At 55.7% G+C, this 24,350-nt stretch carries 25 protein-coding genes; 4 read left to right on the top strand and 21 right to left on the bottom strand.

The window, feature by feature from the left end; genetic code table 11:
- From cvpA to pdxB, 8 genes are all read right to left on the bottom strand, one after another.
- Positions 1–489: a colicin V production protein gene (gene cvpA / locus GRPL_RS14335; protein WP_004865201.1), complete on the bottom strand. Its 489-nt coding sequence runs from the start codon at positions 487–489 to the stop codon at positions 1–3.
- Positions 490–687: 198 nt separating this feature from the next.
- Complete coding sequence (gene dedD, locus GRPL_RS14340) at positions 688–1,386, bottom strand: cell division protein DedD (protein WP_004865204.1); 699 nt, start codon at positions 1,384–1,386, stop codon at positions 688–690.
- On the bottom strand, positions 1,376–2,644 hold the full coding sequence (gene folC, locus GRPL_RS14345) for a bifunctional tetrahydrofolate synthase/dihydrofolate synthase (RefSeq protein WP_032699073.1): 1,269 nt from the start codon (positions 2,642–2,644) through the stop codon (positions 1,376–1,378). Before folC ends, dedD begins: the two co-directional genes overlap by 11 nt.
- Positions 2,645–2,833: 189 nt before the next feature.
- Positions 2,834–3,748, bottom strand: a complete 915-nt coding sequence (gene accD / locus GRPL_RS0125640; protein ID WP_015583770.1) for an acetyl-CoA carboxylase, carboxyltransferase subunit beta — start codon at positions 3,746–3,748, stop codon at positions 2,834–2,836.
- 200 nt (positions 3,749–3,948) lie between these two features.
- Entirely contained in the window at positions 3,949–4,608 is a 660-nt protein-coding gene (locus GRPL_RS14350) for a DedA family protein (RefSeq protein ID WP_004865212.1), read from the bottom strand.
- Positions 4,609–4,757: 149 nt separating this feature from the next.
- A complete protein-coding gene (truA, locus tag GRPL_RS14355) occupies positions 4,758–5,570 on the bottom strand; it encodes a tRNA pseudouridine(38-40) synthase TruA (RefSeq protein WP_004865214.1) in 813 nt (270 codons plus the stop codon).
- Positions 5,570–6,583 (bottom strand): aspartate-semialdehyde dehydrogenase, encoded by a 1,014-nt coding sequence (locus tag GRPL_RS14360; protein ID WP_004865217.1) that lies wholly within the window; start codon positions 6,581–6,583, stop codon positions 5,570–5,572. Before GRPL_RS14360 ends, truA begins: the two co-directional genes overlap by 1 nt.
- Before the next feature lie 62 nt (positions 6,584–6,645).
- A complete protein-coding gene (gene pdxB, locus GRPL_RS14365) occupies positions 6,646–7,782 on the bottom strand; it encodes a 4-phosphoerythronate dehydrogenase PdxB (RefSeq protein WP_032695484.1) in 1,137 nt (378 codons plus the stop codon).
- Positions 7,783–7,890: 108 nt separating this feature from the next.
- On the opposite strand from pdxB, the gene flk reads away from it, so the two are divergent.
- Positions 7,891–8,865: a flagella biosynthesis regulator Flk gene (gene flk / locus GRPL_RS14370; RefSeq protein WP_032699072.1), complete on the top strand. Its 975-nt coding sequence runs from the start codon at positions 7,891–7,893 to the stop codon at positions 8,863–8,865.
- A gap of 95 nt (positions 8,866–8,960) precedes the next feature.
- Here flk and GRPL_RS14375 read toward each other — a convergent pair whose 3' ends face one another.
- The 4 genes from GRPL_RS14375 to GRPL_RS14390 form a co-directional block, all read right to left on the bottom strand.
- The gene (locus tag GRPL_RS14375) at positions 8,961–10,634 is read right to left on the bottom strand and encodes a carbohydrate porin (RefSeq protein WP_032699071.1); all 1,674 of its coding nucleotides are present in this window, start codon (positions 10,632–10,634) and stop codon (positions 8,961–8,963) included.
- Between the two features lie 59 nt (positions 10,635–10,693).
- Positions 10,694–11,005, bottom strand: coding sequence for a PTS lactose/cellobiose transporter subunit IIA (locus GRPL_RS14380; RefSeq protein ID WP_032699070.1), 312 nt, complete (start codon positions 11,003–11,005; stop codon positions 10,694–10,696).
- 24 nt (positions 11,006–11,029) lie between these two features.
- A complete protein-coding gene (locus GRPL_RS14385; RefSeq protein ID WP_032695487.1) occupies positions 11,030–12,352 on the bottom strand; it encodes a PTS sugar transporter subunit IIC in 1,323 nt (440 codons plus the stop codon).
- A 112-nt stretch (positions 12,353–12,464) separates the two neighbouring features.
- Positions 12,465–12,779 carry a PTS sugar transporter subunit IIB gene (locus GRPL_RS14390; protein ID WP_032686631.1) on the bottom strand — a complete coding sequence of 105 codons (315 nt, stop codon included), beginning with the start codon at positions 12,777–12,779 and terminating at the stop codon, positions 12,465–12,467.
- A 196-nt stretch (positions 12,780–12,975) separates the two neighbouring features.
- Between GRPL_RS14390 and GRPL_RS14395 the strand changes: the two genes are divergently transcribed.
- Positions 12,976–13,695 (top strand): GntR family transcriptional regulator, encoded by a 720-nt coding sequence (locus GRPL_RS14395; protein WP_032686630.1) that lies wholly within the window; start codon positions 12,976–12,978, stop codon positions 13,693–13,695.
- A gap of 15 nt (positions 13,696–13,710) precedes the next feature.
- Here GRPL_RS14395 and GRPL_RS14400 read toward each other — a convergent pair whose 3' ends face one another.
- Together GRPL_RS14400 and fabB are read right to left on the bottom strand one after the other, a co-directional pair.
- Complete coding sequence (locus GRPL_RS14400; RefSeq protein ID WP_032699069.1) at positions 13,711–14,886, bottom strand: MFS transporter; 1,176 nt, start codon at positions 14,884–14,886, stop codon at positions 13,711–13,713.
- 216 nt (positions 14,887–15,102) lie between these two features.
- Positions 15,103–16,320, bottom strand: a complete 1,218-nt coding sequence (gene fabB, locus GRPL_RS14405; protein WP_032686628.1) for a beta-ketoacyl-ACP synthase I — start codon at positions 16,318–16,320, stop codon at positions 15,103–15,105.
- Between the two features lie 158 nt (positions 16,321–16,478).
- Here fabB and mnmC point away from each other — a divergent pair, with 158 nt between their 5' ends.
- A complete protein-coding gene (gene mnmC, locus GRPL_RS14410) occupies positions 16,479–18,467 on the top strand; it encodes a bifunctional tRNA (5-methylaminomethyl-2-thiouridine)(34)-methyltransferase MnmC2/FAD-dependent 5-carboxymethylaminomethyl-2-thiouridine(34) oxidoreductase MnmC1 (RefSeq protein WP_032699068.1) in 1,989 nt (662 codons plus the stop codon).
- A 109-nt stretch (positions 18,468–18,576) separates the two neighbouring features.
- Here mnmC and GRPL_RS14415 read toward each other — a convergent pair whose 3' ends face one another.
- The 6 genes from GRPL_RS14415 to prmB are packed head-to-tail and all read right to left on the bottom strand — an operon-like array spanning position 18,577 to position 23,116.
- A complete protein-coding gene (locus tag GRPL_RS14415) occupies positions 18,577–18,852 on the bottom strand; it encodes a YfcL family protein (RefSeq protein WP_032686625.1) in 276 nt (91 codons plus the stop codon).
- A gap of 31 nt (positions 18,853–18,883) precedes the next feature.
- Complete coding sequence (locus tag GRPL_RS14420; RefSeq protein WP_032699067.1) at positions 18,884–19,432, bottom strand: elongation factor P hydroxylase; 549 nt, start codon at positions 19,430–19,432, stop codon at positions 18,884–18,886.
- Entirely contained in the window at positions 19,432–20,241 is an 810-nt protein-coding gene (locus tag GRPL_RS14425) for a sulfite exporter TauE/SafE family protein (RefSeq protein WP_032686624.1), read from the bottom strand. The genes GRPL_RS14420 and GRPL_RS14425 overlap by 1 nt, the downstream gene beginning before the upstream one ends.
- A complete protein-coding gene (mepA, locus tag GRPL_RS14430; protein WP_004865256.1) occupies positions 20,241–21,065 on the bottom strand; it encodes a penicillin-insensitive murein endopeptidase in 825 nt (274 codons plus the stop codon). The genes GRPL_RS14425 and mepA overlap by 1 nt, the downstream gene beginning before the upstream one ends.
- A 3-nt stretch (positions 21,066–21,068) precedes the next feature.
- Complete coding sequence (gene aroC, locus GRPL_RS14435) at positions 21,069–22,154, bottom strand: chorismate synthase (protein ID WP_004865259.1); 1,086 nt, start codon at positions 22,152–22,154, stop codon at positions 21,069–21,071.
- Positions 22,155–22,183: 29 nt separating this feature from the next.
- Positions 22,184–23,116, bottom strand: a complete 933-nt coding sequence (gene prmB, locus GRPL_RS14440; RefSeq protein ID WP_015583759.1) for a 50S ribosomal protein L3 N(5)-glutamine methyltransferase — start codon at positions 23,114–23,116, stop codon at positions 22,184–22,186.
- Positions 23,117–23,282: 166 nt separating this feature from the next.
- On the opposite strand from prmB, the gene smrB reads away from it, so the two are divergent.
- Positions 23,283–23,834: an endonuclease SmrB gene (gene smrB / locus GRPL_RS14445; RefSeq protein WP_015583758.1), complete on the top strand. Its 552-nt coding sequence runs from the start codon at positions 23,283–23,285 to the stop codon at positions 23,832–23,834.
- A gap of 20 nt (positions 23,835–23,854) precedes the next feature.
- Here the strand turns inward: smrB and sixA are convergent, their stop codons facing one another.
- Positions 23,855–24,340 (bottom strand): phosphohistidine phosphatase SixA, encoded by a 486-nt coding sequence (sixA, locus tag GRPL_RS0125635; protein WP_032699066.1) that lies wholly within the window; start codon positions 24,338–24,340, stop codon positions 23,855–23,857.
- Between the last annotated feature and the right edge of the window lie 10 nt (positions 24,341–24,350).

Here is a 24,350-nt window from a genome sequence, read left to right as displayed (position 1 = left end):
TTATGCTTTGGGCAAGAAACTTGACGAGCTTTGCAGATAGTCAAAAAACCATCTGATAACGAAACTGAACTGCGGGATAAGCTCTGACTTTTGCCAGTCTTCGCTTTTCGCCATACCGGTAAAGCTATCGAGAAAGAACAGAATCGCAGAGACAATCAGCACGCCACGCAGGGCGCCAAAACAGATCCCTAACACCCTGTCGGTACCCGACAGGCCCGTTTTCTCAACCAGTGCGCCAATCACATAGTTAACGATGGCGCCAACGATAAGCGTTGCGATAAACAGTATCGCGATAGCAATCCCATTGCGGACCATTTCGTCTTCAAAGCCCGTGAACCAGACAGCCAGGTAAGTGTAGTAATGACTGGCGACAAAGAAAGCACATCCCCAGGTTACCAGCGATAACGCTTCACGAACAAAGCCGCGGATCAGGCTTACCAGACAGGAAAAACCAATCACCGCTATAATGACGTAATCAATCCAGACCATAAACATCCCACGATTTACGCCCTGTCGTCCGGTTCGGGGCGCATTCTAACAGAAAAAGAAAACGTTTGCGTAGGGATTTCCGTGCCCTACAGAAATAAAAATGGCGCTGAAAAAACATTCAACGCCATGCTGCCTTGCGCCTCCTGAAAGCGCGTCAGACAGGAGCTTCGCCCCTCATCAGCGCGGCAAGGGGCAAGATTAGTTGGGGCTATATCCCATGACCACACCGCTCAGGCCGGAGATCTGTTTCAGGTCGCCAAGCTGCCCTTTCAGTTTATCTTTTGAGGTATCGGGACCGACCAGAATACGGGTAATTTTACCCTGAACCGGCGTCGAAGGCGACGTGTAGACCTTAAACCCGGAGGAACGCAGCTTACCGACGATTTCGTTGACCTTATCCGCATTCTTCAACGCACCGAGCTGTACCACATAGGCTTTGCCGGTCGGAGCAGGTATCTCTGCCGGTTTCGCCGGCGGCGTCTGGGCAACGGTTTGTTGCTGCGGCTGCGGCTTCTCAACCGGCTTCGGCGGCTGAGGCTGCGGTTTAGGCTGAGGCTGCGGTTTGGGCTGCGGCTTCGGCGCGACCACCGGCTCCTGCACATCATCGAAACTGTTGCTGTTAACCGGAATACGCGACGGATCCAATGACGGCGCAGCGGCGTCTCCCGCTCTGACCTCTTCCGCCGCCCCTTCCGGCGGTTGGGCCGGAAGGGCCTGAGTCGCCGCCGGAAGCATATCCGGCTCATCGCGATCGCCCGGTTTTGGCACCAGTGGAATGGCCGCGAACTCGTCCTGATAATGCTTTTTCTGACCGTCAAGCAGTCCCGGGAGGATAATCACCCCCAGCGCTACCAGTACAATCGTCCCGACTAAACGGTTCTGAAACTTACTCGCCACCGATTCTCCCCGCCTCTATTTCTTCCATTACATGCGCCACCGTATGGAATGAACCACACACCAGCACCGTATCTTCCGGTCTGGCATCGGCCATCGCCGCATGCCAGGCCTGAGCCACGTTGGCGTAAGCTTTTCCTGCGTGCAAATGCTCCTGCAGCTGTTGCGCCGTTGCACCGCGCGGCCCCTCCAGAGGCGCACAGTACCAGCTATCCACTTCCGCCGTCAGGTTTGCCAGCGTGCCGGCAATATCCTTATCATGCAGCATACCAACAACCGCCAGCACGCGCCCCGTTTTCGACAGGCTTTTGAGACGTCCGGCGAGCCAGGCTGCCGCATGGGGGTTATGCGCCACATCGAGAATAACGCGCGGCGTTTCGCTGATTATCTGAAAACGCCCCGGCAGCATGGCCTGTTTAATACCGTCGCGAATCGCCCGATCGCTCACCTGAAGTCGGCTGGCTCGCAGCGCCGCCAGCGCCGTTGCGGCATTCGGCAGCGGAATCTGAGGCAACGGTAAATCTGCCAGCGTCCCCTCCCCGTCACTGAATGACCACGTCTGCGCACCGGCGGCATAGCGCCAGTCGACATCGCGACGCAGAAGCGTTGCGCCTTTCCCGGCGGCTACCTCTGCGATGGTATGGGGCATCTCCGGTTCGCCAACGACGGCCGGTTTACCGGCACGGAAAATACCGGCCTTCTCGCGGCCAATGCTTTCCCGATCCGGCCCCAGCCAGTCAGTATGATCCAGGGCGATGCTGGTTACCACCGCCACATCCGCATCAACGATATTGGTGGCATCAAGACGCCCGCCGAGACCAACCTCAAGGATCACCACGTCGAGCTGCGCCTGCTTAAACAACCACAGTGCAGAGAGCGTACCAAACTCGAAATAGCTCAGGGAAATCTCACCGCGCGCGGCTTCAATTTCAGCAAAAGAGGCGGTATGCGCCGCTTCCGGCAGCTCCGCGCCCTGTACTCGCACGCGCTCGGTATAGCGCACCAGATGCGGTGAACTGTAAACCCCAACCTTGTAGCCCGCCGCCATCAGCACAGACTCCAGCGTGCGGCAGGTGGTTCCTTTACCGTTGGTTCCCGCCACCGTAAAGACGAACGGCGCCGGCTTTAACACCGCCATTCGTCCGGCGACTTCGCTCACGCGGGTCAGCCCCAGATCGATGGTTTTACTGTGCAGATGTTCCAGATAGGAAAGCCACGTAGCCAGGGGCGACGTGGCCTGAGGAATAGGTTCTTTTTCCATGATGTCCGCGAGTGTTAACGGTAAATACGCTTCATCCTTCAAACTGCCTCTTGCCGGCAGCGCTCGTCACCCACGCTGTCCATTGGACCGGGCCCTGACGGGGCTTTAGCCTTTCCGCCGCGCCGCAGTTTGAATGATGGCGCATAGAATTAAAAAAGGGCAGCGCCGTCAGGCCTGCCCTCCGAATTATCAGGCCTCTGGTTCCTGATCCGGTGCCGGTGGCACCACCTCACCTTCGTGAGAGACGTCCTGGCTGGGCGCCGGAAGATTCATCAGCTTCGCCAGAATGCTGGCCAGCTTCAGACGCATTTCCGGGCGACGAACGATCATATCGATCGCCCCTTTTTCAATCAGGAACTCACTGCGCTGGAAGCCCGGCGGCAGTTTCTCACGTACGGTCTGCTCGATAACGCGAGGACCCGCGAAGCCGATCAGCGCTTTCGGTTCCGCAATGTTAAGATCGCCCAGCATGGCGAAGCTCGCCGATACGCCGCCCATGGTCGGGTCGGTCAGTACGGAGATATACGGTAAACCACGCTCCTGCATTTTCGCCAGCGCGGCTGACGTTTTCGCCATCTGCATCAGCGACATCAGCGCTTCCTGCATACGCGCGCCGCCGGAAGCGGAGAAGCAAATCAGCGGGCAATTATCTTCCAGCGCCTGTTCTACCGCGCGCACGAAGCGAGCGCCAACAACCGAACCCATCGAGCCGCCCATAAAGGAGAATTCGAATGCTGCTGCGACAACCGGCATCTCGTGCAGAGTGCCCTTCATGACCACCAGCGCATCTTTTTCACCGGTCTCTTTTTGCGCGGACGCCAGACGGTCTTTGTATTTTTTCGAATCGCGGAACTTCAGCACATCTTTCGGCTCGAGCTCGCTTCCCAGCTCCACCAGGGAACCTTCGTCCAACAGGCTATGCAGGCGATTACGCGCCGACATACGCATGTGGTGATCGCACTTAGGGCAAACCTCCAGGTTGCGCTCCAGCTCCGCGCGGTACAGAACCTGCCCGCAGCTGTCACACTTGGTCCATACACCCTCAGGAATGCTTGCCTTGCGGGTGGGAGTGATATTGCTTTTAATTCGTTCAATCCAGCTCATTGATAACCTTTCTGCCTGAACCTGGTCGATGCCAGTTTTGTCGTAAGGGGCGCATAATGCCATTTTTGCCCCTTACAGACCATGAATGTTGCACATTAAATCATAACATCCCGTAACATGGGATAAAAAAGTGGTCGTACCGCTCACACTTCCCTCTTCGGGCAGCACGCTGCTGCCCGAAGCAGATAAAAGCAGGAGGGTTATTTGGTCTGCTTCGCCGCCGCGCGCTTGTGGCGAATAATTTCAATGACCCCAGGCAGCACCGACAGCACAATAATGGCGACAATCAGCAGCTTCAGGTTTTCCTGAACGATCGGCAAATCGCCAAACAGGTAGCCTGCGTAGGTAAACAGCAGAACCCACAGCAGCGCACCAACCACGTTATACGCTGCAAAATGACGATAGGACATATGGCCCATTCCCGCCACAAACGGCGCGAAGGTTCTGACGATCGGCACAAAACGCGCAAGAATAATCGTTTTACCGCCGTGACGCTCATAGAACGAATGGGTTTTATCCAGGTAGCTACGACGGAAAATCTTCGAATCAGGGTTACTGAAGAGCTTTTCGCCAAACAGCCGTCCGATAGTGTAGTTCAGCGCATCGCCGACAATGGCCGCAATGACCATCAATGCCACCATCAGATGCACGTTCAGATCGTTCGTCGGCAGCGCCGACAGCGCGCCGGCCACGAACAGCAGCGAATCGCCGGGCAGGAATGGCGTCACCACCAGACCCGTTTCGCAGAACAGAATCAAAAACAGAATGGCGTATACCCAGACGCCATAGTTGGCCACCAGCTCAGCCAGATGAACATCAATATGCAGGATGAAATCAATTAAAAAGCGAATCAGGTCCATATTGTATGAGTCCTTAATGACACGACACAAAATCGGCCAGGATACCGTGCGACAACAAACCGGTCGTTTCCGGTCGCAGAAAGAATTCCCCGACCGGAACGCTCAGATGCAGCCAGCAAGCAGGCAGCCTGAAGGATAAAGCGTTAATGTTAGTCCGCCAGAAACAGCGGGCCCATCGGCATCACCGGCAGATCGTAGCGGGCCGGATAATCCACCGACACCAGATACAACCCTTCTGCTTTTGCCGTCGCGGCGGCCAGCTTCCTGTCTTTCGCCGCCAGAAGTTCTGCTATCCAGCTCTCTGGCTGGTTCCCGGCCCCCACTTCCATCAGGCTGCCGACAATGTTCCTTACCATATGATGTACAAAGGCATTCGCTTTGATATCTACCACCACATACGCGCCATACCGCGTGACGCTAATATGGTTAATATTCCGCCACGGCGTGCGCGACTGGCACTGCACCGCGCGAAATGAGGTGAAATCATTTTCACCCAGCAAACACTGGGCGGCGCGCTGCATCCGCTCCGCATCCAGAGGCTGATGATAATGGGTGACGCCCTGGCTTAACACCGCCGGACGCAGGCGGTGATTATAGATGACGTAACGGTAGCGACGCGCGGTAGCGCTGAAGCGAGCGTGGAAATCATCCGGTACATGCTTCACCCAACGGACGGCGATGTCTCCAGGCAAATTCGCATTAACCCCCAGCGTCCAGGCCGCGTCTTTGCGCAGCGCATGGGTCTCAAAATGCACAACCTGGCCGGTGCCATGAACACCGGCGTCGGTGCGACCAGCGCAGAACACGGTAATCGGTTCATTCGCCACCTGCGAGAGCGCCTTTTCCAGCTTCTCCTGCACGCTGCGAACTTCGTTTTGCCGCTGCCAGCCGTAATATTTGCTGCCGTCGTACTCGATGCCCAGCGCGATTTTATAGACCGGCTGCTGCTCCATCTCAGACATCAGTACAGATACTCCTGCACCAGTTTCTCGGCGATTTTCACCGCCATCAGCGCGCCGCCGAAGCGCACGTTATCGGCAACGGACCAGAACTGAATCTGTTCCGGCATCCCGTAATCATTGCGTACGCAGCCGACGGAGAGTTGCGCGGTACCTGAAGCATCGCCGACCTGAGTCGGAAATTCGCGCTCGGCGGAGAGCTCAATATCTTCGCCGCGAGCGAAGGCATCACGCGCCTCTTCTGCCGCCAGCGGACGCATTGCTTCGAAGTTCACCATCTGCGCATGACCGTAGAACACCGGCGACTGCACGACGCTGGCGGAAACCATCAATCCTTCATCCTGGAGGATCTTGCGAACTTCATCGACAATACGGCGCTCTTCGCGCACGCTGCCCTCACGATCCGGCAGCAGCGGCAGCATGTTAAACGCCAGCTGACGGCCAAAGAAATCTTCATCATCGATGGGCATACCGTTGAGCAGCTTCGCGCTCTGACCTGCCAGCGCATCAACGGCTTTTTTACCGTATGCGGAAGCGGAGATCAGGCTGGTCACGCTGATACGCGACAGGCCGCCTTCATCGATCAGCGGTTTCAGCGCCGTCAGCAGCTGGCTGGTCAGGCTGTTGGCGACGGCGATGACGTTGCGATTGCGGTAATCGGCCAGTACAAACGGGTTCACTTCCGGCACAACCAGCGGTACGTCCGGCTCCAGCGCAAACAGACCGCTGAGATCGATAACCAGACAACCGGCATTGGTCGCCTCATCAACATAGGCCGCACTCGCTTCAACGCCGGCGGCAAAAAAGGCCAGCTGTACCTGGGTCCAGTCAAATACGGCAGCATCCTGCACGATCACCGACTTACCGCTAAAACGCAGATGCTCTCCCGCGCTCTCATTGCGCGCCAGCGCATAGATATCACCCACCGGGAACTGACGTTCAGCAAGGGTGTCGAGCAGGGCTTCGCCGACGGCGCCCGTTGCGCCCAGTACGGCAATATTCCAGCCTTCAGACATGGTGGTTTACTCCAGAGAAAAGCGACCCTGCCGGAGTATCCAACAGGGTCATTAAGAAGACATTAACGAATGGGGTGATGTACGGCATTAAAACCGAGCTGACGCAGCAGCGTCGCCGCCTGCACATCGCTGCACTGCACGTACAGTGATGACCATTCACGGCGTTCCTGATAATTCTTGCGCAGCTTATCAAATTCACCCGGCACGCCGGCCACTTTTCGCAGCGGCGCATCATCGCGGCGCACATCATACACCAAATGCACCAATCGTTTCAGCGTTGGCTGATCGAGCGCGCCGTGCAGGGTAATGCGACCAAACTCCGGGGCTGGCAGCAACGTGTCCAGCGCTACCTGTTGCGGATGGCCGATAAAGGCGCTGTAGGCTTCAAAAACCTGCGTCGTCCCGCGCGCTTTCCCTTCGAGGGTGTAGCCTGCAATGTGCGCAGTGCCAATATCGACGCGATCCAGCAGCGCAAGGTTCAAATCCGGCTCAGGTTCCCAGACATCAAGCACGACGCTCAACGCCTGCCCGCTTTGCAGGCAGGCCAGCAGCGCAGCGTTATCCACCACCGGTCCGCGGCAGGCATTGATCAGCACGCTTCCCGGTTTCAGACGGCGAATCAGCGCCTCATCGGCCAGATGCAGGGTTGTGTAACGACCTTCTTTATATAAAGGGGTGTGGAACGTCAGAACGTCCGCTTCCTCTACCAGCTCATCCAGGGTGCGGAAGTCGCCTTCATCTCCCCGATCGGCACGCGGCGGATCGCACAACAGCGTTTTGATCCCCAGCGCTTCCAGACGCTTTTGCAGGCGCCCGCCGACGTTGCCGACGCCGACGATCCCGACGGTACGATCGGTCAGCGCGAAACCGTCGCGCTCAGCCAGCATCAGCAGCGCCGAGAAAACATATTCTACGACCGCGATCGCGTTGCAACCCGGCGCGGCAGAAAAGCCAATTCCGGCCTGCTGCAGCCACGTCCGATCGACATGATCGGTACCGGCTGTCGCGGTGCCCACGAATTTAATTGCTTTGCCGGCGAGCAGCGCTTCATTGACTTTGGTGACCGAGCGAACCATCAACGCATCGGCGCCGGTCAACGCATCGACGGGGACCGGACGGCCGGGGACCGCCTCGACTTCGCCCAGGCGACTAAAAAGCTCGCGGGCATAGGGCATATTTTCATCAACGAGGATTTTCACGGTTCAGTACCTGTCTGAGAACGAGAGTAAACCGGGGAAGTGTGCCATAATCTCGCCGCCAGGAACATCATCACCGGGCCTCTGTACAGCAATACGGAAAGGATTAATATGACACAACCCGTTTCAGGTATGTCCGATCGTCCCCCGGGGACCGGCGCTTCCGTCGCCGGAGAGCCCGCGCTAACCATGCAACAACGTACCGTTCTCGAGCGACTGATTACGCGCCTGATGGCGTTAACCTCGCAGCAGAACGCGGAAGTGTGGGCGGGAATCAAGCACGATCTGGGGCTCAAAGGCGATGCGCCGCTGCTGGCTTGCCACTTTAGCGCTGCCGAAAACAACCTGAATCAACGCTTAACCGTGGCGCAGCAAAACCACCATCAGCGCCAGATGCTGGCGCAGTTGAGCGAGTTGCTGAGTCAGGGGAACAACCGTCAGGCAGTGAGCGACTATATCCGCCAGCATTATGGGCAAACAACGCTGCACGCGCTGACGCAGGAGCAGCTGCAAAATGTGCTGCAGCTCCTGCAAAACGGCCAGCTGTCGATCCCTCAGCCGCAGCAGCGCCAGCCGACTCTGCGTCCGCTATTGCCCGCGGAGCACAATACGCTGAATCAGCAGGTGAGCAGGCTTGCCGCGGCGACCGGCGAACCCGGCAAACTTATCTGGCAGTCAATGCTGGAGCTGTGCGGTGTGAAAACCGGTGAACTGATTCCGGCCACCCATTTCACCCCCCTCTCCTACTGGCTGCATGCGCGGCAGACGCTGAGCGCGCAGGCCGCTCCGACGCTCACCTCGTTACAGGCGGCACTGAAGCAGCCGCTGGAAGCTCAGGAGTGGCAAAAGATCGTCGATTTTGCCCAGCACAGCTGGCACGTCACGCCGCAAACGGCGTTGAGCGCAACGCAGATTCTGACGCTACTGAATAAGGTCTTTGTGCTTCGTGTCGCCCGGGCGCAAGAAACGCTGGCTATTCCCGCGCTGCCACCGGAACCCGCTTCACTCGCCGGGAGGCTCAAAAAGCCGGGAGTGATTGTTGTGGTGTTGATACTGCTTATCGCTCTGCTCTGGCTGGTGATGTAATTCCGCGTAGCTCGCGGTCAGACAGGGTATCGTTGGCGATTATCTTTTTACTCAAACGCCCGCATGATGCGGGCGTTGATGTCTTGATGAGGCAATTACCACCACACCTCGGCCTGCACGCCCAGCATCAATTCATCCTTACTGTCGTCGTTGAACCGATACTGTGACAGGTCGTTATCCAGAATATTGATATAGGTTCCGTAGAAACGAATTTCCGGTCGCGAACCTAACAGACTCGGCCCGACTTTCAGCGCATGATAGAGCGTCGTTTTATATGCCGATTCTTTCAAATCTCTGCCTTGCTCCGTTTTGTTTTTCTGCGCAAACCAGCCTAACTCCACCCCGGTCTGATTCCAGGTATCCCAAATCCATGCCGGACGAATCACCGCGCGGAAGCTGTCAAAATCACTATGCGCGCCGCTTTCGTAACTGTAGATATCGTTCCCGTGCGACCAGACCAGCGCATTAGCCATAATCACGCGATCGGCCAGGTACATTTCGCCCTGTGAAATCAAACGTAAAGCGACACCGTTAGTATGATCGCCATAGTAGTAGCGCCCGTGGGCCATGGAGTTACTGGCACCGGAGAAGTTCGAGAAGCTGCTGGCATAAGAGTTATTCGCCACCTGGAGCGTAAATTCATTAAAGCCCTTACGCTCCAGCTCCTGACGGATGATCCCGGTGGCCATCCAGCTATCCTTGAGCCTAAAGTAGCTATTGTTATCCTCGTTTTTCTCCTGTTCATCATTCTTGTTTGCAAAAGCATATTTGCCCATCAACGACAGCGAGCCGTTGTTCCACAGCGGAATATTGCGGTAGCGCAGATCCAGCGAATTGGTGTTCATTTGTGTGGTCTGCGTGAAATCACGCGAATAAACATCCACATCATTGCGACTGAGAGAAGCGTCAAGCTGCCCGACGCCCAGCGCCCAGTTCTGGATCCCGACACCGGCTGCAACATCGGTGGTCAACGATTTCCAGTCAAGCATCTGGATCTCATATTCCGGCAGTTTGTGTTTACCTACCCAGAAATCAGCCTCCGGCGCAAACGGCAGGAATCCTTTGGTGGTGAGATAGATATCGCTGAACTGAAGAATATTCTCGTTATTGGTGTCGCCAAACCAGGCATCGTTATACTGCTCACCAACATTACCATCGTAGGTCACGACGGCATTGGCGGTTTTCCCATCCTGGTTATAAACCCGCTGATTTAAGGTCAGATCAAACCAGCCGCTCATTTCATTACCAAAGCGGCCCAGCGAACCCGCTGCATAGGTCTGCGACGACCCGTGATTTGAGGTGCCCCAGCCGGAACGTAGATATCCCTGATAGCTGAAACCAATATCCTCTTTGACGAATTTGCTGAGATCTTTCATGGTCACGCTCTCAACTTTCGCCTTCTTACCGTCGGTATTAATGACCGCCACCTGCTGTGTCGCTTTGACTTCTGCCGGCGCCGCCCGTTGGCTGATTTCATTATTTTCATTGGCGATATTTTCTGCCGCCGGAGAGGTCGCCGTCGGGTAACCCGCGGTGACATTTCTTTTCTCATTTTCTTTTATACTTTTTTGTAACACGGCCACTTTATCTTTATACGTCGATAATTGTGATTGCGTTTTTTGCAATTCTTTTTTATTGGCTGATAATTCTGCTTCCAGCAATTCAAGACGTTGTTCAATAGTTAATTTCGCCGCTAAAACAGAGGGTGACGAAATAGCCAGAAGTACCGATAAAGACAATAAGCTAACCTTCAATTGACTTGAATACATAGAGTACCTTTCATATTTTTATAATACGCCTTCAGCCGGATGGCTGAAGGCAGAGAAAGTCAGGCAGTGAGTTCTTGTCGCAACGCAATAATTTCTTTAGCTAAATCCTGGCACAGCATCGCGGTCATTAAATGGTCCTGCGCGTGAACCAGAATAAGATTGACGGTAATTTTCCCGCAGCCTTCATCCAGACCAATCAGCGCCGTTTGTATCTTGTGCGCCTCCCGGCAGGCCATTTCTGAACTGGCCATTAGCTTCTCAGCGGTCCCCCATTCCCGGCGGCGTGAGGCGACGATGGCCTCCATGGCATCCGAGCGGGCCTGTCCGGCATGGATAAGCAGTTCCATCACCGTGCTTTCATCAGCAAACATATTTATTTCCCCACGTCTTTTTCATTACTCAGCGGTCGCTGCGGTATTCACCTTATTCGCCGCAATAACAAACGGTAAATAGATCAGCGTTGAAACAGCAAGGCACAGAATGCCGACAAAGAGCGCTAACCAGTTACCGCCGGTACCAAAGAAGGCAATCAGCGGACCTGGCGTGGTCCACGGAACCGCGTAGGCAATCGGCGGGATAAATTCCATGCTAATAAAGAAGTAACCGATCAACGAGTTAATAAAAGGAACCAGAATAAACGGAATCACCAGAATCGGGTTCAGGACTATCGGTAAACCAAACATCACCGGTTCGTTGATATTGAACAACCCCGGTACGAAGGCCATTTTCGCCAGATCGCGATAATCTTTACGCCGCGAAGCGATGAAGATTGCCAGCAGCAGACCCAGCGTCATCCCCGAGCCGCCGCAGTTGGCAAACGCATCGTTGATGCCGGTCCAGGTTATCGGATAAGGCGCCCCCCATGTGGTGCCGTGTGAGGCCGCATAGGAGAGGTTTTCCAGATTCGCTTCCGAGAAGATAGTTTCACGAATCGCCGCAACGGTATTGGGACCGTGGATCCCCAGCACCCACAGGAAGTTTGCCACCAGTCCCAGAATCAGAACGGTGATAATGTTGGTGCCCATATCCTTTAGCGGGGCCTGAATCAGCGTATAGATCAGATCGTTAAGGCCGTTCGGCGAGATGCGGGTCAGCAGGTAGTTAATGATGGAAAAGGAAATCATCACAAAGAAGATCGGCAACAGCACCTTGAACGAGCGCGCCACCGCCGGCGGTACCGCTGCCGGCATCGTAATCGTCACTTTCGGGTTACGCGCTAGCCGGCAAAAGACCTCGCTGGAAATCAGCGCAACGATAATGGCCACAAACAGCCCCTGCGGCCCGAGATATTTTGTCGTCAGATAAGCCTGACCATCGATGATGGTATAAGGTGTATAGACCACAAAAAAGGCGCCAATGGCCGTTAGTCCGCACAGCAGATCGTCCTGCTGGAAGCTAATCGCGATATTGCGTGCAACGAGAAAGGTAATCAATATTGCCATAATATTGACTGAGCCATTCATCACCGGAGTAAAAATTTGCTGCGCGTCAGCAAGATTCGGGAATATTGTTCCCAAATGTAAAATGCTTGCAATAAAACCATCAGGAGACAATATTGCAAAGTTAATTAAAATAATCAGCGAACTGGCCATCACGATTGGGAAGGATAAGATAAATGCATCCCGAATCGCCGATACGTGAATCTGAGAATTTAGTTTTATAGCCACAGGGACAAGGATTTTCTCCATGCCGCGTTCAAAGGCATTCATAAAACTCATGATGAATCCTTATTTTTATCGATAATCTGCGATAGCGCCCCAGCAGTGGAGCAGAGGTATCCGGCGGCACGACGCTGATATTCAGGCGTTAACCGGGGTAATAGATAAAAAATTATTTATTGGCCAGTAAGGTGAGCGCGCTGTCTAACACGGCCGGACCATCCATTTGCCCGTAATATTTCATATCAATAACCGCAACCGGCATTTTACCGTGAGCGACCTCTTCTATTTCACTTTTCTGGAAACGAACCTGCGGCCCTAATAAAACCACATCCACTTCGTTTTTTTTGATTTTTTCTTTGGCTTCAGAAATGGCCAGCGCATTGATATTTACCGCTATCCCCACCGCCGCAGCATGCTCCTGCATGCGTTTCACTAACATACTGGTGGACATCCCGGCAGCACAAACTAACAATATATTTTTCACTTTCCTTCCTTTTCCTGTTCATCAGTCTCAATTGACGAGCACTGTAATAATTGTTAATTTTCTTATCCGCAGTTGCGATCACAGTTAGCAAGAGAAAAGTTGTTCAAAAACCAGGAAAAAAATGAACGTGTTAGCGTAAATTTAACGACACACAACGACAACCCAATGTTTTAAAAGGGATTATTGAGGTTCAAAAGTGGTTTATAAAAATGTAGTTAATTTACTGAAAAACAAAATTAATAGCCCGCTCTATAGCATTGGCGATCTTCTGCCATCAGAAAAAGAATTAGCAGAACTTTATGATGTTTCGCGAAATACACTGCGTAAGGCGCTAAAGACTCTGGAGGAGGAGGGTTTAATCGAACGGAGACACGGTTCGGGAACCTGGATTAGAAATAAACATTTCCAGGCGTCGGTAACGCATTTAGACAGTTTTACCGAAATTGCCCGCAATGAAGGTAAAACGCCCTCTAGCCAAATTCTCAAATTTGAATTGCAAACCGCATCAGAAGAAATCGCAAAAGCGTTGCAGTTACAGCACGGTGAACCTGTATATTATGCTAAAAGATTGCGTTTTATCGATAGCATTGCGATGCAATTAGAAGAAACCTGGCTCTCGGCAACGCGCTTTCCTGACCTGACCATCGCCCATATGAAAAAGTCGAAGTTCTCGTATATCGAAAACGAATGCGGGATACGCATTGACGGTTGCTACGAATCCATAGTGCCGATACTTCCCTCTCCGGAACTGGCCACGCTGCTGCATATCAGCCCCAAAGATCCGATCATCAAAATGCAAACCCAGGCGATTGATGAGCAGCATCAGCCGATAGACTATTCCATTCTCTATACCAACATGTTTGAGTTTCAGGTGAAGTATTACCTTCCACGCAAAGCCCCCGGTCTCCCTCGCTGAAGACCGGGAATCGCGTTATCGACGTAGGGAGAACAGCGTCATGAGCATGCCCAGCACCGCGCATATTGCGCCCGCCAGAAAGACAGAAGAGTAGCCCAGCGACGTGGCAAGCAGCCCGGCAAGCGGGCCGGTGACACCGTATGAAATATCCTGAAAGGCCGCAAAGCCGCCGAGCGCGGTACCGCGAACCTGAGCCGGTACGCGTTTGACAACTTCAACGCCGAGGGACGGGAAGATGAGCGAGCAGCCGCAACCGGTCAGCGCCGCCCCGGCCAGGGCAACCCAGGCGCTCGGCGCCAGCCACAGCAGCGTCAGGCCAATGGCCTCGATCAGCAGTGACACCATCGCTACCTTTACGCCGCCAAAACGGTCCGGCATCCAGCCAAACAGAATACGCATCAGCACAAAGGCGCCGCCGAACGCGGTCAGCGTGAAGCCTGCCATTGCCCAGCCGCGGCTGGCGAAATAGAGTGAGACAAAGGTGCCAATCACGGCAAATCCCACCCCTTGCAGCCCCAGGCCGATACCCGGGCGCCAGATCATACCGACGACGCTCCATAACGATGGCCGTTCGCCCCCGTGCGCCGGAACTTTACTGACCGTACCATTGATGGCCAGCGCCAGCAGCGGTAGTCCCATCGTGACGCAGGCGAGAACCACAACGCCAAAGTGTGAGTAGATCATCAGTCCCAGCGGCGCGCCCACGGCCAATGAGCCGTACATCGCCATCCCGTTCCAGGACATGACCTTGCCTGAACGCGCAGGGCCAACCAACCCCAGTCCCCAGCTCAGGTTTCCGGTCAACAGCTGGCTTTCACCAAATCCGAGGATCAAACGCCCCAGCACCAGCAGCGCAAATTTTACCAGCACGGAAACCGGCAGTAACGCGGCCAGCAGCCACGCCGCCCCGGCTAATGCGCAGGCTAACATGCCCTGCAGCACCGAGCGCTTGGCACCATACTGATCGGCCAGACGACCGGCATAGCCGCGGGTCAGCACCGTCGCCAGAAACTGAATGCCCACCGCTACGCCCACCATCGTGTTGCCGAAGCCCAGCTCATGGTGGACAAAGAGCGGGATCACGGGTAGCGGCAGGCCAACGGTCATATAGGTCAGAAAAACGGCAAAGGTAATACGAAATAATGGAATATTCGCTGAAGAGGTATTTGTTGTTTCAGTTGCTGCGGACATGCTTTACTCCAGTTCGCAGAGTAAGGCGAGGTAGTAGCCACGCCCCCTCCACCTGATTATCAGGGTTAAGGCGCGTTGGTTGACGTTAAACGCTTACGCATTACCGGGGTGATAATGTTTCGCAGCAGTTTGCCTGTAGAGGTCCGGCTCTGTCAAGACGACAAAAAAGGGAGCCCGCAGGCTCCCTTTTTACATATCGGTTGAATAACCAGCCGATTATGCCTTGTGTTTACGCATGACCAGCGTGGCGTTGGTGCCGCCGAAACCGAAGCTGTTGGACATCACGGTCGTCAGCGCTTGTTCGGTCGGTTTGGTGACGATGTTCAGACCCGCCGCCTGCTCATCCATCTCTTCGATGTTAATGCTTGGCGCAATAAAGCCATGTTCCAGCATCAGCAGAGAGTAGATCGCTTCCTGCACGCCCGCGGCGCCCAGGGAGTGGCCGGTCATCGCTTTGGTCGCGGAGATAGCCGGGCTGTGGTCGCCGAAGACTTCGCGAATGGCGCCCAGTTCTTTCACGTCGCCGACCGGAGTCGAGGTGCCGTGGGAGTTCAGGTAGTCAATCGGCGTGTCTACACCGGCCATCGCCTGTTTCATACAACGCACTGCGCCTTCACCAGACGGAGCAACCATGTCCGCGCCATCAGAAGTTGCGCCGTAGCCGACCACTTCCGCATAAATGTGCGCGCCGCGCGCCAGAGCATGCTCCAGCTCCTCAACCACAACCATACCGCCGCCGCCGGCGATAACAAAACCGTCGCGGTGCGTATCATAAGTGCGGGACGCTTTATCCGGCGTTTCGTTGTATTTGGTGGACAGTGCACCCATGGCGTCGAATTCACAGGCCATTTCCCAGCACAGCTCTTCGCCGCCGCCAGCAAAAACGATATCCTGTTTGCCAAGCTGAATTTGTTCAACCGCGCTGCCGATACAGTGAGCTGATGTCGCGCAAGCGGAGCTGATAGAATAGTTCACACCGTGGATTTTGAACGGCGTGGCGAGGCAAGCGGATACCGCAGAAGCCATCGCTTTGGTCACAACATAAGGACCCACTGCTTTCAGGCCGCGCGGGCTACGCATCGCATCTGCGCCAAACACCTGAGATTTAGAAGAACCGCCGGAACCGGCAATCAGACCCACGCGAGGGTTGTTTTGATAAACTTCTTCTTTCAGTCCAGCATCGGCTACAGCCTGCTGCATAGAGAGATAAGCATAGATAGAGGCATCGTTCATGAAACGGACCACTTTGCGGTCGATAAGACCTGTGGTGTCCAGTTTAACGTTACCCCACACGTGGCTGCGCATACCAGAATCTTTGAATTCTTGAGAGAAAGTGATCCCCGAGCGCCCTTCACGCAGAGATTCCAGGACTTCCTGCTGGTTGTTACCGATGCTGGAAACGATGCCCAGGCCAGTAATCACTGCACGTTTCATTCAATACCTCTGTAAGTCACACTATTTTAAGTTTCGAGTCGCACAATAGCGTACACTTGTACGCCGAACAAGTCCGATCAGCCATTTTGTGTATAAATTTGCGCCCCCCGGCACACATCGTTAAGATCGTTCTACGCCTTGAGATTCGAGTAACTTACGTGAAACAAAACGCCATACAACCTGCCAACCTGGAATTCAACGCTGAGGGTACACCTGTTTCCCGAGATTTCGATGACGTGTACTTTTCCAATGACAATGGTCTGGAAGAGACGCGCTACGTTTTCCTCGGCGGCAACCGCCTCGATGCACGCTTCCCGGTCCATCCACACCCGCTGTTTGTGGTCGCCGAGAGCGGATTCGGCACCGGTCTCAACTTCCTGACGCTTTGGCAGGCGTTTGATGTTTTTCGCCGTGATAATCCTGAAGCTACCCTGCAAAGATTACATTTCATCAGTTTCGAAAAATTTCCGCTGACCTCCGCCGATTTACGGCGGGCTCATCAGCACTGGCCGGAACTGGCGCCGTGGGCGGAACAATTGCAGGCGCAGTGGCCGCAGGCGATCGCTGGCTGCCATCGCCTGCTGCTGGATGACGGGCGCATCACGCTGGATTTGTGGTTCGGGGATATCAATACGCTGACCCACGAGCTCGATGATTCGCTGAATCAGCAGGTCGACGCCTGGTTTCTTGATGGTTTCGCCCCGGCGAAAAATCCGGATATGTGGACACCGGAGCTGTTCGGGGCAATGGCCCGCCTGGCCAGACCGGGCGGCACGCTGGCCACCTTTACCTCCGCCGGTTTTGTCCGTCGCGGCCTGCAGGAAGCGGGCTTTACCATGCAGAAACGCAAAGGGTTCGGCCGCAAACGTGAAATGCTGATCGGTGAAATGGCCCGGACGCTGAATATCCCCGCCCGCACGCCCTGGTTTGCGCGAACCGGCAGCCAGCAACGCGATGCGGCGATTATCGGCGGCGGTATCGCCAGCGCCCTGCTTGCGCTCGCGCTGCTCCGCCGCGGCTGGCAAGTCACCTTATACTGCGCTGATAACGCACCGGCTGAAGGCGCATCCGGTAACCGTCAGGGCGCGCTCTATCCTCTGCTTAGCCAGCACGATCCGGCGCTGGCCCGCTTCTTTCCGGCGGCATTTACCTTCGCCCGCCGCCTGTATGACGCCCTTCCGATCATGTTCGACCATCAGTGGTGCGGCGTCACCCAGCTTGCCTGGGACGAGAAGAGCGAACAGAAAATCGCGCAGATGCTGGCACTCGATCTGCCGGCAGAAATTGCTGCGGCCGTCAGCGCGCAAACTGTCGCGCAGATCGCCGGCGTGGAAACCTGCTGCGGTGGCATCACCTATCCCTCCGGGGGCTGGCTCTATCCGCAGCAGCTGACGGCAGAACTTTTTGCGCTGGCGGCAACACGGGGCCTGCGCACCCGATATAACGTTAAGGTCACAACGCTTGCTGCTGACCATGACGGCTGGCAGCTCAATGCGCAGCTGCGTCATGAGGTGGTCGTACTGGCAAACGGCCATCATCTGACCGACTTCCCTCAGACTGCGCGATTACCGGCATATCCGGTGGGAGGACAGGTGAGCCATATTCCGACCACGCCTGCGCTGTCAGCTTTGCGCCAGGTATTGTGCTACGACGGCTACCTGACGCCACAAAATCCACGTTATCAGCAGCACTGCATCGGCGCCAGCTACCACCGCGGACAGACGGAGGCGACCTTTAGCGCCGATGATCAACAGCAAAACCGTCAACGACTGATCGACTGCTTCCCGCAGGCAGCATGGGCGCAGGACGTGGATACCCGCGGAAATGACGCCCGCTGCGGCGTGCGTTGCGCCACCCGGGATCACTTACCGATGGTGGGAAATGTACCGGATTATGACGCCACGTTAGCGCAGTACGCGACGCTGGCCGAACACAAAGCGCAGGCACCGACGGCACCGGTTTACCGCAATCTGTTCGTGCTGGGGGCGCTGGGTTCGCGCGGACTATGTTCCGCCCCATTGACGGCGGAAATACTGGCGGCGCAGATGAGTCACGAACCGCTGCCGCTGGACCGAGAGACGCTGGCGGCGCTGAATCCGAATCGATTATGGGTGCGGAAGCTGCTGAAGGGAAAAGCGGTGAAATAAGCCGGGCGGCGGCGACCGCCGTCGGTTGGAGGCAAAAAGCAGCGCGACATCAGGATGATACCCGGTGTCGCGCCGCCTGGCCGCTTTTTCAGGCCAGGCGGTCAGGGGATTATTGCTTTGCCCGCTGATATAAGTTATTCCACATTCCCTGCACCAGAATCTGGTCCGGCGGCGACAGTTCGCCTGCGCCGATCGCTTTCTCCAGGCTGCGCACCACCCGATCGTTGATTGCTTTCGCAGAGTGATCGTCCCCTCCTTCCAGCTCGGCTACCGCCAGCGTCAGGTGGCCGCGCAGATAGCCGCTGGCAAACAGTTCATCATCACTGGCGTGGTCTACCATTTCATCAATCAACGCCAGAATGCGTGATTCAAACTCCGCGAGCATTGTCTTTCCTCTTCTAGTGTCAAACGTGGCTTTATTGCAGGTCTTCCGGCCACGGGAATTGTTCTGCCGTCAGTGGCGGCGTCTGATAATATTCTTGTAACGCGCGGATAAACCGCGCCGGACGTTCAGGGATCCCTTGCTCCAGCAAGGTCATAACCTGGGCATGAACTCGCCGCTGAAAGGCAATGCGGTCAGGTTCGAAGTCGCCTTCCAGATTGTCACAGCTCACGTTAAACGGAAAACCTGCCGCCACGCAAAACAGCCAGTCCAGCGCCTGCGGTTTCACCTCAACATCTTCAAACTGACACTGGGTCATGGCATCACGGCCATCCGGGCAGTACCAGTAGCCGAAATCAACCTGCTCGCGACGCGCTTTGCCCGCGATGCACCAGTGAGAAATCTCATGCAGGCCGCTGGCGTAAAAACCATGGGCAAACACAATGCGGTTATACGGCACGTCGCTATCTGCCGGAAGATAGATCGGTTCGTCATCGCCTTTAATCAGACGGGTATTAAAATCATCGGTAAAGCAGCTGTCAAAGATAGCGATCAGCTGCTGATAATGGTGTTGCTGTTGCATTAATGAATTCCCAACCACTGAAGAATTTCAGCACCGTGGCTGTCATAAAGAAGTTTCGCGCTCATCACGGCGGAGACAACCACAATCATCGGACGAATCAACGATTGTCCTTTACTCAGAACCAGACGTGAACCGGCGCGAGCGCCAATAAACTGCCCCGCCATCATCACAAAACCGGTCGCCCAAATCACTTTGCCGCCAATGATAAACAGCAATAGCCCACCGACGTTAGAGGTCGCGTTCAGCACTTTGGCGTGAGCGGTTGATTTGGCGAGGTTAAACCCGGCAAGAGTGACGAAAGCCAGCGCGTAGAAAGAACCCGCGCCAGGGCCGAAGAAACCATCATAAAAACCCACGCAGCCGCCGGCGATCAGGGCAAACGGCAGGCCGTACAGCCGACGCTGACGGTCTGCTTCGCCTAATTTTGGCATCAGCAGGAAGTACAGGCCAATGCCGATTACCAGCACCGGCAGGATCTGGCGCAGAATATCGGACTGGACGTGCTGCACCAGCAGCGCACCGGCGGTTGAGCCGATAAACGTCATCAGGATATTGAGCTTCTGATCCGCCAGGTTCACCACCTTGCGGCGGATAAAATAGAGCGAAGCAGAAAGCGATCCCCCGCAGGCCTGCAGCTTGTTTGTCGCCAGCGCCTGCGCCGGAGGCAGCCCTGCCGCCATCAGCGCCGGAACCGTCAGTAACCCGCCGCCGCCCGCCAGGGAGTCAATAAATCCCGCCAGAATAGCCACGAAAAAAAGCGCCACCAGTACCGTCGGCGACACCATAAACAGCTCAATAAAGCTTTCCATTACAGCACATGCTCATCCAGTAGCGCCTGGCAGGAAGGCGGCAGCGGAGGCGGCGTCTTCTTCACAGGAGAGGTTGTTCCGGGTTTTGGGGGTTCAAACCAGCTTTGTAGCTCGGCTCCGCAGCCATCGCCTGGCGGCGGTGGCGCCTGTTCTTCGCACTCCAGGCTGCCCGCCGGGCAGCGCAGACGAACATGCATATGTGCGCGATGCTGGAACCATGGCCGGACTTTGCGTAGCCACCCGCGATCGTTGCCAGCATCGAGGCAGAGCTGCTGTTTGATTGCCGGGTTAACAAAGATACGCGTGACGTCGTTATCTTCTGCCGCCAGTTTAATCAGATGACTGATTTGCGGGCTCCACAGCGACGGCACCACGCGCTTGCCGTCGCGAGCCACCAGATCCAGCGCCTGCGGTTTCAGGAGCTGCGCTGAACTCCAGCGCGTCTGCGGGAGCTGAAGGAAAATATCAACATCCAGCCCGCTCTGGTGACTGGCATGACCGCCGTTAAAGCGTCCGCCCGCTGGCATCCCCATATCGCCAATCAGCAACGTCCCCATGCCCTGACTCTGCACCTGATTGCCCAGGCGCTGAATAAACTGGATCAGGTCCGGATGGCCGAAGTAGCGGCGCTGGTCGGTGCGCATGACCTGGTAACTGGTCGCGCTCAGCGGCAGCGCCTGCGCGCCGACAATACAGCCGTTGGCAAATGCGCCAATTGACTGCGCGCTGCCGCTAATCGGCTGGGTGATTTTTTGCCACGGCGTCGCCGCAAGGCAGGCAGAGCTGGCGACCAGCGCCAGCAGAGCGATAACGGTTTTTTTCATCGATTACCAGCGTGGAATTGATGTCGTCACGTCGCCATTTTGCGCGCGCTGACGCATAAAGTGATCCATTAGCACGATCGCCAGCATGGCTTCCGCGATCGGCACCGCACGGATGCCCACGCAAGGATCGTGGCGCCCTTTGGTGATCATCTCGACTTCTTCACCGTGACGGTTAATCGTATGACCCGGTACGGTGATGCTGGAGGTCGGCTTCAGCGCGATATTCGCGACGATCTGCTGACCGCTGCTGATACCGCCAAGAATGCCGCCCGCATGGTTGCTCTGGAAACCGTTTTTGGTGATTTCATCGCGATTTTGGCTGCCGCGCAGTTTCACTACCTCAAAACCATCGCCAATTTCCACGCCCTTCACCGCATTGATGCTCATCAGCGCATGGGCAATGTCGGCATCCAGACGGTCGAATACCGGCTCACCGAGCCCCGGAGGCACGCCGTCCGCGACCACGGTCACTTTAGCTCCGATGGAGTCGCCCTCTTTTTTCAGGCCGCGCATCAGTTCATCAAGCGCTTCAATTTTATCCGGATCCGGACAGAAGAACGGGTTTTGTTCAACCTGTTCCCAGTCTTTGATCGCCAGAGGAATATCGCCCATCTGGGTCAAACAGCCGCGGATAACAATGCCGAATTTTTCCGCGAGGTATTTCTTGGCAATCGCGCCAGCCGCCACCCGCATCGCGGTTTCACGCGCTGAGGAACGTCCGCCGCCGCGATAATCGCGCAGGCCGTATTTCTGCTCGTAGGTATAGTCAGCGTGCCCAGGACGGAAAACGTCTTTAATCGCGCCGTAATCCTGAGAACGCTGATCGGTATTCTCAATCAGCAGACCAATGCTGGTCCCGGTCGTCACGCCTTCGAAGACGCCGGAAAGGATCTTCACCTGATCCGGTTCACGGCGCTGCGTGGTGTAGCGCGAGGTACCCGGACGACGACGATCCAGATCGTGCTGCAGATCGGCTTCCGTCAGCGGAATGCCCGGCGGCACTCCGTCAACAATGCAGCCCAGCGCCAGACCGTGCGACTCGCCGAAGGTAGTGACGCGAAAGAGTTGTCCAATTGTGTTTCCTGCCATCACGGCTCCGTCATGTTTGCGTGTTGTTTTTAGTCTTTATAAATGCCGAAATGCGCGCGGGCGGCGATCAGCTGTGGTTTGGTCAGCATGAACACGCCATCCCCGCCATTTTCAAACTCAAGCCAGGTAAACGGCACGTCCGGATACTGCTCAATCAGATGTACCATGCTGTTACCGACTTCACAAATCAGAATACCGTCGTCGCTGAGATAATCCGGCGCATTACCGAGGATACGGCGCGTCAGCTTCAGCCCATCGCTGCCGGAAGCCAGACCCAGTACCGGCTCATGACGATATTCGCCCGGCAGATCGGACATATCTTCTTCGTCAACGTACGGCGGGTTGGTGACGATAAGGTCGTACTGCACTTTCGGCAGATCGCGGAACAGATCGGAACGAATCGGCGTGACCTGATGGATCAGGCCGTGCGCTTCAACGTTCTGCTCGGCAACGGCCAGCGCGTCAACGGAGATATCCACCGCGTCCACTTCCGCTTCCGGGAAAGAGTAAGCGCAGGCGATCGCAATACAGCCGCTGCCGGTGCACATATCCAGAATGTGCTGCGGTTGATGGTCAATCAGGCCGGCGAAGTGATTATTGATAAGCTCACCGATCGGAGAACGCGGCACCAGCACACGTTCGTCCACGAAAAATTCATGGCCGCAGAACCAGGCTTTATTGGTCAAATAGGCAACCGGAATACGTTCGTTGATCCGGCGAATCACGCGCTCAACGATGCGGTGTTTTTCGCTGGAAGTCAGACGCGCGGAGTGCATATCCTCCGGAATATCCAGCGGCAGGTAGAGCGATGGCAATACCAACTGCAGCGCCTCATCCCACGGGTTGTCCGTGCCATGGCCGTACCAGATATTCGCCGCGCTGAAACGACTGACCGCCCAACGCAGCATGTCCTGAATGGTATGCAGCTCATTGACCGCTTCATCAACAAAAATTTTATCCACGCCATCCTCCAGGACACGCTCTACTGTAAATTCGGCGGCTAGTTTGCCACGAAGACGGCGATAAATCAGCATTCTTACGTCAGGCGGACGGGGAAAAATACGTTTTGCTTGCCTGAATACAGGCCGAGTCGGGTAAACTAGCGAAAAGAAATGATGAGAGTGGGCAATGAAAAAGAAAACATCGCTAAGCGACGAGGATCAGGCGTTGTTCCGCCAGTTAATGACCGGCACGCGTCAGATTAAGCAAGACACCATCGTGCACCGCCCGCTGCGCAAGAAAATCACCGAGGTACCGCCAAAACGCTTACTTCAGGAGCAGGCCGATAACAGCCACTATTTTTCCGATGAATTTCAGCCGCTGCTGAATACCGAAGGGGCGGTCAAATATGTCCGTCCGGACGTGAGCCATTTTGAACTGAAAAAACTGCGCCGCGGGGATTATTCGCCGGAGCTGTTTCTCGATCTGCACGGGTTGACCCAGCAGCAGGCTAAGCAGGAGCTGGGGGCGCTGATCGCCGCCTGTCGTCGCGAACATGTCTTTTGCGCCTGCGTGATGCACGGGCACGGCAAACACATCCTCAAGCAGCAAACGCCGCTCTGGCTTGCGCAACATCCGCACATCATGGCTTTTCATCAGGCGCCAAAAGAGTACGGCGGAGACGCCGCACTGCTGGTGCTGATTGAAGTTGAAGAGTGGCAGCCGCCGGAGCTTCCGTAATACGGATGCTCCAGGGGGAGTCAGATAGCCTTCGCCATCTTCAGATTGCAGGGGCTCATCTGCCAGTTGAACTCGCCCTTGCCATCGGCATCAAGGGTGACACAGGCAATAGCCGAAGTGGTGAACATCGGGGGAGTTTCTCCCGGGCACAGCTCTGAGACGAGGTACCCCACCAGCGGCAGGTGCGAAACCACCAGCACCGTTGAAACACCTTCATTGGCCAGCGTCTGAAGCCAGGCGCTGACCATGCCAACATCGCCACACGGCGTGAGCTCCGGCATCACGTCGACATTTTCAGGCAGGTCCATGCACTCTCTTACCACATCCAACGTCTGTTCAGCACGCAGGTAAGGACTGACAAGAACCCGTTCAATATCCACTTTTTGACCTTTCAGCCAGGTTGCCATCTGACGGGACTCGTCACAACCACAAACGGTTAAGGGACGAACCGAGTCACTGGCTGCATCGAGGGCAGCGTCGCCGTGACGCATGATAAAAACTTGCATATTGCACCGC

The organism is Klebsiella planticola ATCC 33531, from assembly GCF_000735435.1.
In the GTDB taxonomy this organism is placed as follows: Bacteria; Pseudomonadota; Gammaproteobacteria; order Enterobacterales; family Enterobacteriaceae; genus Klebsiella; species Klebsiella planticola.
The sequence above is the reverse complement of the archived record's forward strand: the minus strand, read 5'-3'. Positions and strand labels throughout refer to the sequence as shown.